This is a genomic window from Clostridium sp. UBA1652 (assembly GCF_002320975.1).
GTDB classification, from domain to species: domain Bacteria; phylum Bacillota; class Clostridia; order Clostridiales; family Clostridiaceae; genus Clostridium_T; species Clostridium_T intestinale.
Genome location: NZ_DCLI01000051.1, coordinates 37472 through 55134, shown reverse-complemented (window position 1 = coordinate 55134; position 17663 = coordinate 37472). Strand labels below are relative to the sequence as shown.

The window sequence follows — 17663 nt, the reverse complement described above, 5'->3', positions numbered from 1 at the left end:
AAGGATAACAGAGTAAAATCTATTATCCTTTTCCTATTCTTTAGGAAAATTTAAGAATTTATTGTATATTTATAAAGATTTCAGAAGTAAAATATACACATAAGGTATATAAGGAGAGGATTTGAAATTTATGGATAAAGAAGTAGTACTTATCGTAGATGATGAAAAAGAGATACGAGATTTAGTTGAGATATATTTAAAAGGTGAGGGATATATAACTATAAAAGCAGGAGATGGAGAAGAGGCTTTAGAGATTTTAGAAAAAAATAAGGTGGATTTAATAATTTTAGATATAATGATGCCAAAATTAGATGGAATAGAGATGTGTTTGAAAGTTAGAGAAACAAGAAACATTCCTATAATTATGTTATCAGCAAAAACACAAGATATGGATAAGATATTAGGATTAAATACAGGTGCAGATGATTATGTGTCAAAACCATTTAATCCTTTAGAGTTAATTGCTAGAGTGAAATCTCAATTAAGGAGATTTAAAAGATTAAACCAATCAAGTAATAATTCCAATCAGTCAATAGAAGCTGACAAAACTAATATATTAGAAGTTGATGAAGTTGTTATAAACCTGGAAAGTCATCAAGTTTTTTTAGCTAATGAGGAAATAAAATTTACTCCAATAGAATTTGATATTCTTGCATTACTTTCTAAGAACAAAGGAAAGGTATTTTCTATAGAAAATATTTATGAAAGTGTTTGGAATGAGCAATTCATACAATCGGATAATACTGTAATGGTTCATATAAGAAAAATACGAGAGAAACTTGAAGAAAACCCAAGAAAACCAAAGTATATAAAAACTGTTTGGGGAGTAGGTTATAAAATTGATAAATAAGATTAAGAGATTATTTAATTGGATATTAAATCTTAAAATAATGAAACCAATAAAGATAGCTTATAGAATCTTTAACAACAAAATGGAGAAAAGTATAAGGTTTGAATTGGTTGTTGTATTCGGAATATGTTTTTTGATAGCATTTTTTTCTTATGGTATATTAAATAAAAAACTTTCTAGAAATGTATCGTATCAGACAATAAAATACAACTATAGATATGATGAAGATTATTATAAGAGAATTGTTTCAGATCTAAAGAAGGATAATATTAATGTTGAAAACAAGGAAAAAGTAGATGGTTTTCTTGAAAATTATACTATGAGCAATGCGAGCTTGATCATATGTAACATAGATGGGAAGATTTATTATAAAACTAAGGACATAGTATATGAGAGCATAAATTTAGAAAGTATATTTACGAATTCTATAGATAGCGTTAGTAGTGAAAAAGAGAAAACTTATATTTATCCGACCAAGACAAATAACGAAAATTTATTTATTATATTTCAAATTAAGGCTGAAATTTCACAATCACCAATAAGTTATGAAGAGACTAATCCGTTTTTAGCTTTAATAGGATCAGTAATAATATTTGTGTTTGTATTTATGAGAATTACAAATAATAAGATGAAATACATAGAAGAAATATCAAAGGGTTTAAAAGTTATAGCATCTGGCAATTTAAGTTATAGAATAAATGAAAAAGGAAAAGATGAACTTAGAAATTTAGCTCTAAATATTAATTATATGGCAGATGAGGTAAATAGTAAAATAGAAAAAGAAAGACTAGTAGAAAAAACTAAAAATGAGCTTATTACCAATGTTTCTCATGACTTAAGAACACCACTAACTTCGATTATGGGATATTTAGGATTAGTTAAGGAAGAGAAATATAATAGTGAAGAGCAGAAAAGAGAGTACTTAAATATAGCATTTTCAAAGGCGGAAAGACTAAAGATACTCATAGAGGATTTATTTGAGTTCACTAAACTTACTAACGAAGAAATTAAACTTAATCTAACCGAAGTGAATATAGTTGAGTTTATATCACAATTAACTGATGAAATGTTACCCCTATTTGAAGAGAAAGAATTGAAAGTTATTCAATCATATCCTCAAGAAAAAGCAATGGTTCTTTTAGATAGCGATAAAATGTTAAGAGTGTTTGAAAATTTATTAACTAATGCTATAAAATATTCATACAAAGATAGTGATGTGAAAATTTCTTTGTGGATGGTTAATAAAGAGGTCTTTATTTCTGTTAAAAATAGGGGGGACCATATGGATAGAAATAAATTAAAAAATGTATTTGATAGATTCTATAGGACTGATGAGTCAAGAAATTCTAATACTGGAGGAAGTGGTTTAGGATTAGCAATTGCTAAGAATATAGTTACTATGCATGGGGGAAAAATATGGGCAGAATCATTAGGTAATAATATAACTTTTGTGGTGAAATTAAATGTGAAATAGCTGTAACTATTTTACAATACAGATTATATTATAGTAATAAAGTAATAAATGTGGAGGCAAAAGATGCAGGATAGAAATCCTCGTAGTCTTTTTGGACTTGATATTAATGAGTATACACAAGGTGTAAACTTTCAAGTTCTGGCTAGTACAGTTGATTTTTTGTACTTAAGGTCGTCGGGATCAGCGACAGGTAGATTTAGGGTAGATTTAAAGTTTTTACAGTTTGCAAAGGGTGCAAGAGAGTTTGGAATACCAGTAGGGGCTTATCATTACGGAGTGCCATCTTATGATTTGACAACTGCTGATAATCAATGTGATGACTTTATAAATACTCTTCAACAAGGATTTGGAAATAAGGATTATGGTGATTTATTTCCGGTTTTAGATGTAGAAACGCCGCAAGATGATTCAATGACCACCGCAGCAATTGTAAATTGGATAGACAGATTTAGAAAGAGATTTGAAAGAAAAACTAATCGAAGACTTATGTTTTATACAGGGTTATTTTTTATAAATATTCATGATGACTTTAAAGTTAATGGAAGCTATCCATTGAGTGACATGCCACTATGGATAGCTATGTATAAAGAAATCCCTGGAAATCCTCCTTATCCAACAGACGCTGGTGGATGGAAGAGATGGAGAATATGGCAGTGGACAGAAACAGGAACTGTAAGAGGGGCTAATCCTCCTAATGACTTAAACTGGGGACCAGATAATATAGCATACTTAATGCAGCCAGCTGTGGTACAAGGATTATTTGCAAGCATGGATAGAAATAATATATATGTTAGTTGGACTAAAAACAGGGAACCTGATTTAGCAGGATATAATATTTTTATTAATGGAGAATACTATACTACAGTGGATAAAAATACTACAAGGTTGGTTATTCCAAGAAGAAATTTAAAGATATCTCAAAGTGAGCCTATAGAAATATCAATACATGCTTTCGATACAGATAGAGAAATATCTAAGAGAAGGGCAAGATTTACAATAAACCCTAATCAAAGAAAAGAGCTTTTGGATGAAGACAGAATTTATTTTAATGATTCAGATTTATTTTTTTAAGAAACAAGGTTTACCATTAGGTAAACCTTGTTTTGTTACTATTAGAATAATAAATTAAGATTTTTGTAAAACTATTTTAGTTTAATGAAAAATAAATTTGTAGTATAATGTATTGACAGGGAGAAAGGAGAGATTAAATGGAGGAAAAGAAGAAAAAGAAAAGTTCTAAAAGTAAGACAAGAAGAAATATACTTTTTACAGTAGCCACTGTAGTTATGTTAGGAGTTTTTGCTACCTCAGCATATGCTATAGCATCTAATAATAGGATTAAGCAGTGGGAAGATAAAATCTATCCTAATATTAAAGTTAATGGGGTTGATCTTTCAGGAAAAACTAAAGATGAAGCAGTAGAAATGCTTAAAAGTAGTTTTGAAGAAAAAATAAACTCCAAGAAAATAAATGTTAAAGTTAATGATAAGATTTTTACTTTAGGATACTCAGACCTTAGTCCTGAATTTAATATAGAAGAAACAATAGATAAAGCTATTTCTATAGGTAAAGGTTCTAATTTTTTTAGTAAAAAATCTTGGATTGATGGCAAAAACAATGAGGACTTATCATTAGAATTTAATTATGATGAAACCAAGTTAGAACCATTTAAAACTTCAATAAAAGATGGTGTTAAAGCAGGAGCAAAAAACGCATCGATATCTATAAGTAATGGGAAAATATCAATTACTCCAGAAGTTGATGGTACAAAAGTAAATGAAGATGAACTTAATAATAAGTTAAAAGATGTTATAGATGGAAGTATGGATAAAGATTTAGAAATAGTAGTTTCTACAGAAATAGATAAACCTGCTATTACTAAAGATGAGCTATCAAAAATAAATTCTAAGATTTCAACTGCACAGACAAATTTTGCAAGTTCAACTTCTGAAAGAGTTTCTAATGTTGAATTAGCAACAAAGTTTTGTAATGGTAAGCTTTTAATGCCAGGAGAAATATTTAGTTATAATGAAGTGGTTGGAGAAAGAAGTGCTGCTAGAGGATTTAAAAATGCGGCTGTTTTTGTAGGAGATAGAGTTGAACAAGATGTAGGTGGTGGGATATGTCAAGTATCTACGACCTTGTATAGAGCTGCTATGGAGGCGAATTTAAGATCCACAGAGAGATATAATCACTCTATGCTTCCAGGTTATTCACTTCCAGGTCTTGATGCAACCGTAGCTTGGGGACTTTTAGATTATAAATTTAAAAACTCATATGATTTTCCTGTATATATTGAATCATATACATCTAATAGAAATGTAATATTTAATATATACGGAAGCAAAGAAGGTATGGCTGGAAAGACATATAAATTAATAGCTGAGACTACAGAAACTTTACAACCTACTGTAATAACAAAAGAGGATGCAAATTTAAATGAAGGAACTACTAAATGGGAAAAAAATCCGGTAGTAGGTTATAGAGGAAAAGGTTACTTAATAACTTATGAAAATGGAAAAGAAATAAATAGAGAAAATGTATCTAATGACAAATATACAAAGGTTGATGGAGTAGTTATAAAGGGTACTAAAAAGGCAGTACAAAATAAAGTGCCTTCAACTGAAACTACAAGTGAACAAAATTCTAATACGTAACAATAGAAAATAAAAAAATCATCGGTTTAGAGCTGATGATTTTTTTGTTTTCTAAATGAGTATAATAAATTTGCACATTAAAAATATAAAAAATATTAATTTTATAGTAAATTAAGTGGATAACAGATGAATTAATTATTATAATTTTAATAATGACGTAAAAAATATGGAGTAATTAAGGGAGGATTAAATATTGGATTATAAACTTGTATGTATAGATATGGATGGAACGCTCTTAAATAGTAATAAAAAGGTGACAGAAGAAACTAAAAAGGTATTGCTAGAAGCAAGAAATAAAGGTGTGAAAATAGCGATTTCTACAGGGAGAATATATAATAATGCTGCTTTTTATTCTAAATACATTGGATTGAATTCTCCTGTAATAGCAGCTAATGGAGCTATTATAAAAGATGTCAACGATAAAGAGATTTATAAAGGTGTAATAGGGTATGAAACTTGTAAGAAAGTCTTAGAGGTTCTAAAAAAGTATAAAATGAAACCTAATTTCCACACTCATAATTCTATTTTTTGTGGTGGAATTTTAGAAAAATTATTTATATATTTATTTATAACAAGAGGAATACCATCAGATTATAAAGTTAAATTATATTCTGTAAAAGATAATGAATGGGATAAGGTATTGCTTGATAATCAGTCTGAAATTTTAAAGTGTATAAGTATACATACTAGAAAAGAGGTTGTTAAAAAGGTAAGAGAAGAGTTAAAGCAAATTAAAGGTATAGAAGTATCAAGTTCTAATATGCTTAATCTAGAAATAAATGCAGAAGGTGTTTGTAAAGGAAAAGGTGTGGAAATTTTAGGCGAGAAGTTAGGTATAAAAAAAGAAGAGATAATAGCAATAGGCGATAATGAAAATGATTTAACAATGATAGAATATGCTGGATTAGGGGTAGCAATGGGAAATGCACCTCAATTTATAAAAGATAAGGCTAACTATATAACTGCTACTAACAACCAAGAAGGTGTATCAAAAGTTATAAGAAAATTTATATTAAAAGAAAATATATAATTCAATAGTAATACATACTACTACTGAGGTGATAAAAATGTTTATTCCAAGTAGAATAATAATAGAAGAAAAGGCTCTAGAATATAAGCTAGGCGAGGAACTACTAAATAGATTTCGTAAAGAAGAGAAAGAAATAATAATATCAAAAGGACGAGTAAGTGGAATTCCAGGTAATACGCCTAGAGAAATGTATGTAGAAGGTAAAAGCACGCTGGTAGTAGGAGTAAGGAAAACATTAGATTTTCAAAGTTGTAAGCCTTCCGCTCATTATCAATTACCCTTAGTAAGTGGGTGTATGGGAATGTGTGAGTATTGTTATTTAAATACTCAATTAGGTAAAAGACCATATACAAAAATTCATGTAAATTTAGATGAGATTTTTGAGAAAGCATTAAAGTATGTTGAAGATAGGAACCCAGAGGTAACAATATTTGAAGGGGCAGCAACATCAGATCCAATACCTGTAGAACAATATACTGGAGCTTTAGAGAAGGCTATAGAGTTATTTGGAAGTAACGAATACACTAAGTTTAGATTTGTAACTAAATATGGAGACGTTGACTCTTTGCTTAACCTAAAACATAATGGGAGAACTACTATAAGATTCTCAATAAATACAGATAACATTATTAGGAAGTTTGAACATAAAACAAATGGAATAAATGAAAGAATAGAAGGAGCCTATAAAATTGCAAAGGCAAACTATCCTTTAGGATTTATTATAGCGCCTGTGTTTCTTTATGATAATTGGCAAGAGGATTATAAAGAACTTATAAACAGAATTGGGGAATTATTTAAAGGTCATCAAGTAAATTTTGAAATAATATCTCATAGATTCACCAAAAGAGCAAAAGAAAATATTTTAAGCGTTTACCCAAAAAGCTTGCTTCCTATGGATGAAGAAATAAGAAAATTTAAGTATGGACAATTTGGATATGGTAAATATGTTTATACTAATGAAGAAATAAATAATATGAAAAATTTCTTTTATGAAAATATTACGAAATATTTTGATAAGAAAAATATAAATTATATAATTTAGTGTTTTGACTAATATATTTCTATAGTGTAATATAAATTTAAGATGGATTAGCTTTACCATCTTATTTTCTTGAATAATAAAATTTTATTATTCAAAATGGAGGGACAAAAGAGTGAATCTTAACATAGTTTTGTATCAACCTGAAATACCGCAAAATACAGGAAATATAGCTAGAACTTGCGTACTTACTAATTCTAAATTACATTTAATAAAACCTATGGGCTTTTCTATAGATGAGAAAAGTGTAAGGCGGGCAGGATTAGACTATTGGAAAGATCTTGATTTAGAAGTGCATGAAAGTTTTGAAGACTTTATGGCTAAGTATGGGCATAATACCATATATTTATCATCTACACATGCAGATAAGTATTATAATGAAATAAAGTTTCAAGTTGGAGATTTTATTATGTTTGGAAGGGAATCATCAGGGGTTCCTAAGGAGGTTCATGAAAGAGTACAAGGTATGAGAGTGCCTATGATAAATACTAGCACTAGAAGTCTTAATTTATCTAATACAGTTTGCGTAATAGTATATGAAGCATTAAAACAGTTGGACTTTCCTCAGATGAAGTAAATTTCTTTTCGGAATTATAGATATTTATTTTGTAGAGCAATATATTAAGATGAGTGAGGGAGAGTAAATTATGAATAAAATAAAAATAGTTACTGATTCGACGGCGGATTTGCCTAATAATATTATTTTAGAGAAGCGTATTGAGTCATTGCCATTATTAATAAATTTTGGGGAAGAAAGTTATTTAGACGGAGCTGAAATTACTAGAAATGTCTTATTCCAAAAAATAAGAGAGGGGAATGTATTTCCTACTACGGCTCAAGTTACACCTCAAAGATTTTATGAAACATATAAGAAATTATTAGAAGATGGTTATAAAATTATATCTATTCATTTATCTTCAGATATGAGTGGGACATATCAATCAGCATGTATTGCAAAAGAAATGTTAGATAGTGAAGATATAGTTGTAATAGACTCTAGAAATGTTACAGCAGGACTAGGCTTATTAGTTTTAAAAGCTACGGAATTAGTTGAACAAGGATTAGAAATACAAGATATAAAAAATGAAATTGAAAGAAGAATACCTCACGTAAGAAGTTCTTTAGCTTTTGAATCTTTAGAATATCTAGTTAAAGGTGGGCGTTTATCTAAAACAGCAGGAACTATAGGAAGTGTTTTAGGTATTAAACTTATATTAGAAGTTAAAGAGGGTAAAATGGCCGTTAAGGACAAGGTTAGAGGAAGTAAAAAGGCAGTTAAAATAATTCTTGAAGAGTTAGAAGAATGCGGATATGAGTCTGGGGAACCAGTGATGATTTTAGATGCGGAAAATAAAGAGATTTATGGAGCACTTAAAGAGAAACTAATAGAGAAAAATATTAATTTTGTTGAGTCAGAGGTAGGGTGTACAGTTGGTATACATTCTGGACCAGGAGCTGCAGGAATATTTTTCATTCCAAGAGGAAGTATTAATTAAAGAAAAGACTACTTAGATTAAATTGACTCTAAGTAGTCTTTTCTTTAACTATGATTTAAAATAATTTAATATTTTTCGGATAAACTAACTCTAAAGGAGGTTTGGTTTAATGAAAAATAGGCGGTTAAGTTATTTTATAATTATAATTTTGATTTCTAGTAATTTATGTTCTTGTGATATAATTGAAAATACTTTTCTTAGAAAAACTACTAAAGTAGGCTTCTTATCAGATAAGGGAGTATTTAAAGAAAATAATTTTAATGAACAATCCTATAAAGGTGTATTAGAAGGGGTTCAGGATTTTAATATAAAAAGTGTATCAGTAGAAAATGATAGTAAAGAAACAATAGAAAAAAACTTAAGAAAACTTGCTAATAAAACCGATTTAATTATAGTAACAGGAGAAGACATGAACGCGGCATTAAATAAAATCTCAAAGGACTTCTCTGACAAGATTTTTGCAATAATTGATGGGAAAAGTGACAACGAAAATGTTAAAAGTGTAAAATTTAAAGAGCAAGAAGGCGCCTTTCTTGTAGGTGTATTAGCTGGAAGACTTACAAAAAGTAATAAAGTTGGTTTTATAGGTGGAGATATGGATGATGTTTTAGAAAGGTTTTATACAGGGTATGCAGCTGGAGTAAATAACGTAAATAAAATTGCATCAGAATCTTTATTAAATGGAGAAACCGCAAGATATACAATGGATTTTAAGGATAAAGATAAAGCCTATAATATAGCTAAAGAACTTTATGAAGATGGATGTGATATAATTTTTCAAGCAGTAGGAGAAGCCGGTGAAGGCGTTTTTAAAGCTGCAATGGAAGAAAATAAATATGTTATAGGAGTAGATCAGGATCAAGCAGAAATATATAAGGAATATAGTTCGGTAATAATGTCATCTATGATAAAAAGAGTAGATAAGGCTACCTATGAAGTATGCAAGGAAGTAGCTACTGGGACATTTAAAAGCGGTAAAAACTACATAACAACTTTAGGGCTAAAAGATGGATATATAGATATTGCACCTTCAACAGAACAAAAGATTTCAAAAAACTTAATGAATGAAATAAATGATTATAAAAATAAGATAATAGAAGAAAAATTTGTAGTACCTGAAAAGACGATACAAATTAAAGAATATTTAATAAAATAATAAAAATGAGCAAATAAATTCCATTTACTGTAAGGCTATTATTAAAATTAATAATATTGTTGTCGTAGGTTGATTTTCTATAGTGATAACAGTTAAAATAGTTAATATATAAAGGAATTAAGGGTGATGGAATGAATATGAATTTTAATATGACTCTAACACAAGAGCAAAAGCTTATTATGACACAGCAGATGCAACTTTCAATTAAGCTCTTACAGATGTCATCAAGTGAATTATTAGAGTATATAAATAAAGAATTTGCAGAAAACCCAGTTATTGAAACCAATTATGAAAAGGATTTAGATGAAGTAAAAATACAGGATAGATATGATTATAAAGAGATGATAAAATACTTTGAGTCAGATAACTACGGATCTCAAAGTTATGGTAGCTATGATGAAGATGAGGTTTCACCTTTTACATTCATATCAGCTCAAAAGTCATTAAAGGACTTCTTAATTGAGCAGATTATAGACTTAAACATAGATGAATTTCATAAGAGTCTATGTATTTATATAGCAGAGAGTTTAGATAATAAAGGTTATTTAGATATTTCTACACAAGACATAAGTAAGGAATTAAAAGTTCCCTTAGATACTGTTGAAAAGGCTTTAAAAACTTTACAATCTTTAGAACCAGATGGAATTGGAGCTAGAGATTTAAAAGAATGTCTAACAATACAATTAGAGAAGCAATATTTTGATGATGAAAATCTTTTTGAAATAATAGAAAATCATTTAGAAGATATTGCAGACAATAGATATAATCAAATAGCTAAAGCTTTGAATATTACGCCTAAAGAAGCTCAAGAGTATGGGGACATTATAAAAGAATTAGAACCTAAACCATCTAGAGGATTTTATACAGGGGATGATGTAAAGTTTATAATCCCTGATGCTACAATAAGAAAGATTGATGGAGAATATTTTATACTTATGAATGATGATGTATTACCTAAGTTATCAATAAATTCTATGTATAAAGAAATATTAAACAATTCTAAGGATGCATTTGCAACAGACTACGTAAAACAAAAAATAAATGGTGCAATGTTTTTGATAAAAAGTATAGAGCAAAGAAAAAGCACATTATATAGAGTTTTAGAGAAAATTTTAGAGAAGCAAATGGATTACTTTGAAAAGGGAGAAAGTTACCTAAAACCAATGACATTAAAAGAAATAGCTGAGGAATTAGGTATTCATGAATCAACAGTTAGTAGAGCCATAAAAGAAAAGTTTATTTTAACATACAGAGGAACAGTTAAAATAAAAAATCTATTCACTACAGGGTTAACTGTAACAGATGGTGGAGAAGACACAAACATATTAAACATTAAAAATGAAATAAAAAGTCTTGTAGATAAAGAAAATAAAGAAAAACCTATATCTGATCAAGTTATTTGTAATGAACTTAATAACAAAGGGTATAATATATCTAGAAGAACCGTCGCAAAATACAGAGAAGAAATGGGAATTAAATCATCAAGTAAAAGAAAAAGATTTTAAAATAAATAGCAATAAAATACTATAGAGATATAATATTTTATTGCTATTTGAGTAATAATAATAATTTTTTAGAAAAATTTTCACAAAATGTCTTTCAAATTTAATTATAGTGTTTTATAATAATAGATGTGGGACATAAAAGTTTCAAGTGGGACATAGGCGTACCAAAGGAGTGTTGGAATTGCAAAACATTTTAAAGTTACTTAAAAGTATTGTCCCTGAATTAGTTGAAGTTCTAGAAAAAAGGTACAATATATTAAGAACTATATATTACTATCAGCCCATAGGGCGTAGAATTTTAGCCAACAAGCTAAATTTAAGTGAAAGAATAGTTAGGACAGAAGTGAATTTTTTAAAGGCACAAAATCTTATCCAGATAAACACTCCCGGAATGAGCGTTACAGTTGAGGGAGAAACCGTAGTGGAAGAGCTAAAAGATTTTCTCCATGAAATTAAAGGCTTAGCTGAACTAGAGGATGAGATATGTAAGATTCTTAAGCTTAAAAAAGTCATCATTGTCCCAGGTGATATAGAAGCAGATGCTTCTATAATTAAAGAATTAGGTAAAGCAGCAGCTAACTACGCAAGAGAAATAATAAGAAATAAAGACGTAGTAGCCATAACTGGAGGAAGTACAATAAAGGAAGTTGTACATAACTTCCCAAAAGTAAACAATCTAAGTGATGTCTTAGTAGTTCCAGCAAGAGGTGGCATGGGTAAAAAAGTTGAAACTCAAGCTAATACCTTAGCAGCGGAACTAGCACACAAACTAAACGGAAGCTATAAAATGCTTCATATTCCAGAGAATATTAGTGGAAATGCTCTAGACACTTTACTTAAAGAAAAAGAAATAAAAGATATTATTCAAAACATTCATAAAGCTGACGTTCTTATATATGGAATAGGAATAGCAGATGAAATGGCTGAAAAAAGAGGTTTATCAGAAAAGGATAAACAAAAATTAAAATCATTAGAAGCAGTAGGCGAAGCTTTTGGATGTTACTTTAATAAAGAAGGTGAAGTAGTTTTTGTATCTAATTCTATAGGTATAAATTACGATGTTGCCAAAAAGATAAAAACTCATATTTCAGTAGCTGGTGGAAATAATAAAGTTGAAGCAATACTTGCTACAGAGAATTGTAATGAATATGGGGTATTAGTAACAGATGAAGGTGCAGCGTTAGGACTGCTTGAATATTTTAGAGCTAATGAATAATACTCACTTAGCTTAAGCAAACTTAAATGGTATAAAATATTTTTTATAAATATTTTAAATAAATCTATATCTTTTAGGAGGAAATTTCAATGGCAAATGTTAAAGTAGCAATTAATGGATTTGGTCGTATTGGACGTCTTGCGTTCAGACAAATGTTCGGAGCAGAGGGATATGATGTTGTTGCAATCAATGACTTAACTGATCCTAAAATGTTAGCACACTTATTAAAATATGACTCATCTCAAGGTAGATACGAAGGAACAGTAGAAGTTAAAGAATCTTCTATCGTTGTAAATGGAAAAGAAATCGAAATATATGCAAAAGCTGATGCTTCTACACTTCCATGGGGAGAATTAGGAGTAGACGTAGTTCTTGAATGTACTGGATTCTATGTATCTAAAGCAAAATCTCAAGCACACTTAACTGCAGGTGCTAAGAAAGTTGTTATTTCAGCTCCAGCTGGTAATGACCTTCCAACAGTTGTATACAATGTAAACCATGATATATTAACTGCAGAAGATAACATAATTTCTGCTGCTTCATGTACAACTAACTGCTTAGCTCCAATGGCTAAAGCACTTAACGATTATGCTGAAATTCAAAGTGGTATAATGTCTACAATCCACGCTTATACTGGAGACCAAATGTTATTAGATGGTCCACACAGAGGTGGAGATTTCAGACGTGCTAGAGCTGGAGCTGTAAACATAGTTCCTAACTCAACTGGTGCTGCAAAAGCAATCGGATTAGTTATTCCAGAATTAAACGGAAAATTAATCGGTTCAGCACAAAGAGTTCCAGTTCCAACTGGTTCTACAACAATCTTAATATCAGTTGTTAAAGGAAAAGATGTTACAGTTGAAGGAATTAATGCTGCTATGAAAGCTGCTTCAAATGAATCTTTTGGATATACTGAAGAACAATTAGTATCTTCTGATATAGTTGGAATCAAATTTGGATCATTATTCGATGCAACTCAAACAATGGTTTCAAAAATAGGAGAAGATTTATATCAAGTTCAAACAGTTTCTTGGTATGACAACGAAAATTCATACACTAGCCAAATGGTTAGAACTATAAAGCATTTCGCTAACTTCTTAAAATAATTTAAATATTTAGTTATTAGTATTTAAAATTAAAAATAAGTCTGGTTTTGTAGTATAACTCTATAAGGCCAGACTGTTTTAAAATAAAGAAATATTATGAGGTGAAAAGAATGAGTTTTAATAAGAAAACTATTGAAGATATCCAAGTTAAAGGTAAAAGAGTATTAGTAAGATGCGATTTTAACGTTCCACTAAAAGATGGCGTTATAACTGATGAAAATAGATTAGTTGGAGCACTACCAACAATAAAATATTTAATAGAAAATGGTGCAAAAGTTATTCTTTGCTCACATTTAGGAAAAGACGCTTCTAAATCATTAGCACCAGTTGCTGTAAGATTAAGCGAAATGTTAGGTAAAGAAGTAGTATTTGCAAGAGATGAAGAAGTAGTAGGAGTAAACGCTAAAGCTGCTGTTGCAAAAATGAATGAAGGAGATGTTGTTCTTCTTGAAAACACAAGATGTAGAAAAGAAGAAACTAAAAACGTTGAAACTTTCTCAAAAGAATTAGCTTCATTAGCTGACGTATTTGTAAATGATGCGTTCGGAACTGCACATAGAGCTCACTGTTCAACTGTTGGAGTTACTGAATTTGTACCAGTTTCAGCTTGTGGATACTTAATTCAAAAAGAATTAAAATTCTTAGGAGAAACTGTAAACGCTCCAGTTAGACCTTTTGTTGCTATATTAGGTGGAGCTAAGGTTTCAGATAAAATAGCTGTTATTAACAATCTTTTAGATAAAGTTAATACACTAATAATCGGTGGAGGAATGGCATATACATTCTTAAAAGCTCAAGGATATGAAATAGGAACATCTTTAGTAGAAGTTGATAGAGTTGAATATGCTAAAGAAATGATAGATAAAGCTGCTGCTAAGGGCGTTAATCTATTATTACCAGTAGATAACATAGTTGCAGATAAATTCTCAGCTGATGCTACACCAGTAGTAACTGAAGATCAAAATATTCCAGAAGGACATATGGGATTAGATATCGGACCTAAGACTGCAGCAATATATGCTGATGCTGTTAGAGAAGCTAAAACAGTTATCTGGAATGGACCAATGGGAGTTTTTGAATTTGAAAACTTTGCAAAAGGTACAGTTGAAGTAGCTAAAGCTATGGCTCAATCAGATGCTACAACAGTTATAGGTGGAGGAGACTCAGCTGCTGCTGTAAATATATTAGGATTCGGAGATAAGATGACTCACATATCTACAGGTGGTGGAGCTTCTTTAGAATTCTTAGAAGGTAAAGAATTACCAGGAATAGTTGCTTTAAACGATAAATAATTAAATATTTAGAGGTGAATAGAATGAGAAAAGCTATAATAGCAGGAAACTGGAAAATGCACTACACTCCAGCTGAGGCTGTAAAAGTTGTAGAAGAATTAAAACCATTAGTAAAGGATGCTACTTGTGATGTAGTAATCTGCCCTACTTTTGTTTGCTTAGATGCTGTATTAAAAGCAGTAGAAGGTTCAAACATCAAAGTTGCTGCACAAAACATGCACTTTGAAGAAAAAGGAGCATTCACAGGAGAAATAGCTCCAGGAATGTTAGAAGCTATGGGAGTTAGCTATGTTGTTTTAGGACACAGCGAAAGAAGAGAATACTTCAATGAAACTGATGAAGCTTTAAACAAAAAAGTTAAAGCTGCATTTGCTCACAACTTAACTCCAATTCTTTGTTGTGGAGAAACTTTAGAACAAAGAGAAAATGGAACAACTAATGCAGTAGTTGGAGCTCAAATAAAAGCTGACTTAGAAGGGTTATCAGCTGATTTAGCAGAAAAAGTTGTTATAGCTTACGAGCCAATCTGGGCTATAGGAACTGGTAAAACTGCTACAGATGAACAAGCAAACGAAACAATAAGTGCTGTAAGAGGCGTTGTTTTAGAAATGTTTGGAAAAGAAATTGCTGATAAAGTTAGAATACAATACGGTGGATCCGTTAAACCAAATACAATAAAAGCGCAAATGGCTCAATCAGATATAGATGGTGCTTTAGTAGGTGGAGCTAGTTTAGTAGCTACAGATTTTGCAGCAATAGTAAACTACTAATCTGCAAATGAAAATAACAATGGCGACAATCAATCTTATAAGAGTGGTTGTTGCTATTGTTTTTTTAATATCAGTAGAATATAATTAATTTAGAAAAAATAAAGAGAATATTTTGTTTCTTTTTATAATAATAAGTACTATTTTGGAGGTAGTTATGGCAAAGAAACCTGTTTTATTAATGATATTAGATGGTTTTGGAATCGCACCAAAGTCAGATGGAAATGCTGTTGAGATTGCTAATAAACCAAATTATGATAGATTGTTTAGCAAATATCCACATACTACTATACAAGCATCAGGATTAGATGTTGGTCTTCCTAGTGGACAAATGGGAAACTCAGAAGTTGGACATTTAAATATTGGTGCAGGAAGAATAATTTATCAAGAATTAACAAGAATAACAAAAGAAATAGAAGAAGGTAACTTATTCAAAAATGAAGCTTTATTAAAAGCAGTAGAAAATGCTAAGAAAAATGATTCTGCATTACATCTTTTAGGATTATTATCTGATGGTGGAGTTCATTCACATATAGATCATTTAAAAGGTCTTTTAAAATTAGCTAAAGATAATGGATTAACAAAAGTTTACCTACATGGATTTATGGATGGTAGAGATGTACCTCCATCATCAGGAAAAGGCTTTGTTGAAGAAATAGAAAGCTACATGAAAGAAAACTCTATTGGTAAAATAGCTACAATAAGCGGTAGATATTATGCTATGGATAGAGATAACAGATGGGAAAGAGTTCAATTAGCTTATGATGCTATGGTTAACGGTAAAGGTGAAACTGCAAAATCAGCAGTAGAAGCTATGGAAAACTCATATCATGATAACAAAACTGATGAATTTGTTTTACCAACTGTTGTATTAGAAGATGGACACCCAACAGCTAGCATAAAAAATGGAGACTCAGTTATATTCTTTAACTTTAGACCAGATAGAGCTAGAGAAATAACTAGAGCTATAAATGATAAACAGTTTGATGGATTCCAAAGAGAAACATTAGACCTTACATTTGTAACTATGACTCAATATGATAAAACTCTTGAAGGGGTAGAAGTTGCATATAGAGCTGATGGAATTAATAATACATTAGGTGAATATGTAAGCAATAAAGGATTAAATCAATTAAGAATTGCAGAAACTGAAAAGTATGCACACGTAACATTCTTCTTTAATGGTGGAGTAGAAAAGCCATATGAAGGTGAAGACAGAGCACTTATTGCATCACCTAAGGTTGCAACTTATGATTTAAAACCAGAAATGAGTGCTTATGAAGTAACAGATGAATTACTTAACAGATTAGATACTGATAAATATGATATGGTAATTCTAAACTTTGCAAATCCAGATATGGTAGGTCATACAGGGGTAATAGCAGCTGCTGAAAAAGCTGTTGAAACTGTAGATACATGCCTAGGTAAAATTGTTGATAAAGTTTTATCTAAAGATGGAACTGTATTTATAACTGCTGACCATGGAAACTCAGAAAAGATGATAGACTTTTCAACAGGAACACCATATACAGCACATACAACAAATCCAGTACCATACCTTTGGGTAAGTAATGAGTCAGAAGGAAAAGAGCTTAGAGAAGGCGGAAGACTTTCAGATATAGCTCCAACTATCCTTCAAGCAATGGGCTTAGAAAAACCTTCAGAAATGACTGGAACAAGTTTAATAAAATAATATACAAAAAAGCCATTACGATTTAAAGTGATGGCTTTTTTTATTCTTAAGCTCCCATCTAATCTATCTAACCTAATTTAATAAAAGCGGCACCCTATATAATATTTAAATAGAGAGAGTATTGCTACTATATAGATGAAAAAAATAAAAATTTAAGCTGAAAATGAATAAAGAGTAGGCAGAAAAAGTAGACTACCTATTGAATGTCTGCACTCCTATTCGGTAGAAGCGTTCCTCAGCTTCAATCTAATCCTTTGACTAAATAAAAATGAATCTAATGGGGTTTGAGAAGAAACTCCTACAGGGCAGAAGTGCACCTATGCTCGGTAGGCGTGCCTTTCAGCGCCAGTCTAATCCATTTAAAATTTAACAATATTTTTTA

Annotated in this window: 15 protein-coding genes; all 15 read left to right on the top strand. The window is 30.2% G+C overall.

Annotation, left to right across the window (positions count from 1 at the left end; translation table 11 throughout):
• The first annotated feature begins 130 nt into the window (after positions 1-130).
• The 15 genes from B3N22_RS09890 (at position 131) to gpmI (ending at position 17281) form a co-directional block, all read left to right on the top strand.
• Positions 131-850 carry a response regulator transcription factor gene (locus tag B3N22_RS09890; protein WP_073020818.1) on the top strand — a complete coding sequence of 240 codons (720 nt, stop codon included), beginning with the start codon at positions 131-133 and terminating at the stop codon, positions 848-850.
• The gene (locus tag B3N22_RS09885) at positions 840-2324 is read left to right on the top strand and encodes a HAMP domain-containing sensor histidine kinase (protein ID WP_286906715.1); all 1485 of its coding nucleotides are present in this window, start codon (positions 840-842) and stop codon (positions 2322-2324) included. The genes B3N22_RS09890 and B3N22_RS09885 overlap by 11 nt, the downstream gene beginning before the upstream one ends.
• A 63-nt stretch (positions 2325-2387) precedes the next feature.
• The gene (locus tag B3N22_RS09880; RefSeq protein WP_286906713.1) at positions 2388-3395 is read left to right on the top strand and encodes a glycoside hydrolase family 25 protein; all 1008 of its coding nucleotides are present in this window, start codon (positions 2388-2390) and stop codon (positions 3393-3395) included.
• A gap of 137 nt (positions 3396-3532) precedes the next feature.
• Entirely contained in the window at positions 3533-4981 is a 1449-nt protein-coding gene (locus B3N22_RS09875) for a VanW family protein (RefSeq protein ID WP_286906711.1), read from the top strand.
• A 193-nt stretch (positions 4982-5174) separates the two neighbouring features.
• A complete protein-coding gene (locus B3N22_RS09870; protein ID WP_286906709.1) occupies positions 5175-6011 on the top strand; it encodes a Cof-type HAD-IIB family hydrolase in 837 nt (278 codons plus the stop codon).
• A 37-nt stretch (positions 6012-6048) separates the two neighbouring features.
• Positions 6049-7053 carry a spore photoproduct lyase gene (splB, locus tag B3N22_RS09865; RefSeq protein WP_286906707.1) on the top strand — a complete coding sequence of 335 codons (1005 nt, stop codon included), beginning with the start codon at positions 6049-6051 and terminating at the stop codon, positions 7051-7053.
• Between the two features lie 112 nt (positions 7054-7165).
• Positions 7166-7627: a tRNA (cytidine(34)-2'-O)-methyltransferase gene (locus tag B3N22_RS09860; protein WP_286906705.1), complete on the top strand. Its 462-nt coding sequence runs from the start codon at positions 7166-7168 to the stop codon at positions 7625-7627.
• Positions 7628-7697: 70 nt separating this feature from the next.
• Positions 7698-8546 carry a DegV family protein gene (locus tag B3N22_RS09855; protein ID WP_286906703.1) on the top strand — a complete coding sequence of 283 codons (849 nt, stop codon included), beginning with the start codon at positions 7698-7700 and terminating at the stop codon, positions 8544-8546.
• Between the two features lie 109 nt (positions 8547-8655).
• Positions 8656-9702 carry a BMP family lipoprotein gene (locus B3N22_RS09850; RefSeq protein ID WP_286906702.1) on the top strand — a complete coding sequence of 349 codons (1047 nt, stop codon included), beginning with the start codon at positions 8656-8658 and terminating at the stop codon, positions 9700-9702.
• 137 nt (positions 9703-9839) lie between these two features.
• A complete protein-coding gene (rpoN, locus tag B3N22_RS09845) occupies positions 9840-11207 on the top strand; it encodes an RNA polymerase factor sigma-54 (protein WP_286906758.1) in 1368 nt (455 codons plus the stop codon).
• 181 nt (positions 11208-11388) lie between these two features.
• Positions 11389-12423 (top strand): sugar-binding transcriptional regulator, encoded by a 1035-nt coding sequence (locus B3N22_RS09840; RefSeq protein ID WP_286906700.1) that lies wholly within the window; start codon positions 11389-11391, stop codon positions 12421-12423.
• Between the two features lie 89 nt (positions 12424-12512).
• Positions 12513-13529, top strand: coding sequence for a type I glyceraldehyde-3-phosphate dehydrogenase (gene gap, locus B3N22_RS09835; protein ID WP_286906698.1), 1017 nt, complete (start codon positions 12513-12515; stop codon positions 13527-13529).
• A 110-nt stretch (positions 13530-13639) separates the two neighbouring features.
• On the top strand, positions 13640-14821 hold the full coding sequence (locus B3N22_RS09830; RefSeq protein ID WP_286906696.1) for a phosphoglycerate kinase: 1182 nt from the start codon (positions 13640-13642) through the stop codon (positions 14819-14821).
• Positions 14822-14844: 23 nt separating this feature from the next.
• Complete coding sequence (tpiA, locus tag B3N22_RS09825; RefSeq protein ID WP_286906694.1) at positions 14845-15591, top strand: triose-phosphate isomerase; 747 nt, start codon at positions 14845-14847, stop codon at positions 15589-15591.
• Between the two features lie 154 nt (positions 15592-15745).
• On the top strand, positions 15746-17281 hold the full coding sequence (gene gpmI, locus B3N22_RS09820) for a 2,3-bisphosphoglycerate-independent phosphoglycerate mutase (protein ID WP_286906692.1): 1536 nt from the start codon (positions 15746-15748) through the stop codon (positions 17279-17281).
• Positions 17282-17663: the final 382 nt, after the last annotated feature.

What these genes read in the sequence shown, in the direction of transcription:
- B3N22_RS09890 (WP_073020818.1), top strand. Translation starts at nt 131, where the DNA reads ATGGATAAAGAAGTAGTACTTATCGTAGATGATGAAAAAGAGATACGA.
- B3N22_RS09880 (WP_286906713.1), top strand. Translation starts at nt 2,388, where the DNA reads ATGCAGGATAGAAATCCTCGTAGTCTTTTTGGACTTGATATTAATGAG.
- B3N22_RS09875 (WP_286906711.1), top strand. Translation starts at nt 3,533, where the DNA reads ATGGAGGAAAAGAAGAAAAAGAAAAGTTCTAAAAGTAAGACAAGAAGA.
- splB (WP_286906707.1), top strand. Translation starts at nt 6,049, where the DNA reads ATGTTTATTCCAAGTAGAATAATAATAGAAGAAAAGGCTCTAGAATAT.
- B3N22_RS09855 (WP_286906703.1), top strand. Translation starts at nt 7,698, where the DNA reads ATGAATAAAATAAAAATAGTTACTGATTCGACGGCGGATTTGCCTAAT.
- B3N22_RS09850 (WP_286906702.1), top strand. Translation starts at nt 8,656, where the DNA reads ATGAAAAATAGGCGGTTAAGTTATTTTATAATTATAATTTTGATTTCT.
- rpoN (WP_286906758.1), top strand. Translation starts at nt 9,840, where the DNA reads ATGAATTTTAATATGACTCTAACACAAGAGCAAAAGCTTATTATGACA.
- gap (WP_286906698.1), top strand. Translation starts at nt 12,513, where the DNA reads ATGGCAAATGTTAAAGTAGCAATTAATGGATTTGGTCGTATTGGACGT.
- B3N22_RS09830 (WP_286906696.1), top strand. Translation starts at nt 13,640, where the DNA reads ATGAGTTTTAATAAGAAAACTATTGAAGATATCCAAGTTAAAGGTAAA.
- tpiA (WP_286906694.1), top strand. Translation starts at nt 14,845, where the DNA reads ATGAGAAAAGCTATAATAGCAGGAAACTGGAAAATGCACTACACTCCA.
- gpmI (WP_286906692.1), top strand. Translation starts at nt 15,746, where the DNA reads ATGGCAAAGAAACCTGTTTTATTAATGATATTAGATGGTTTTGGAATC.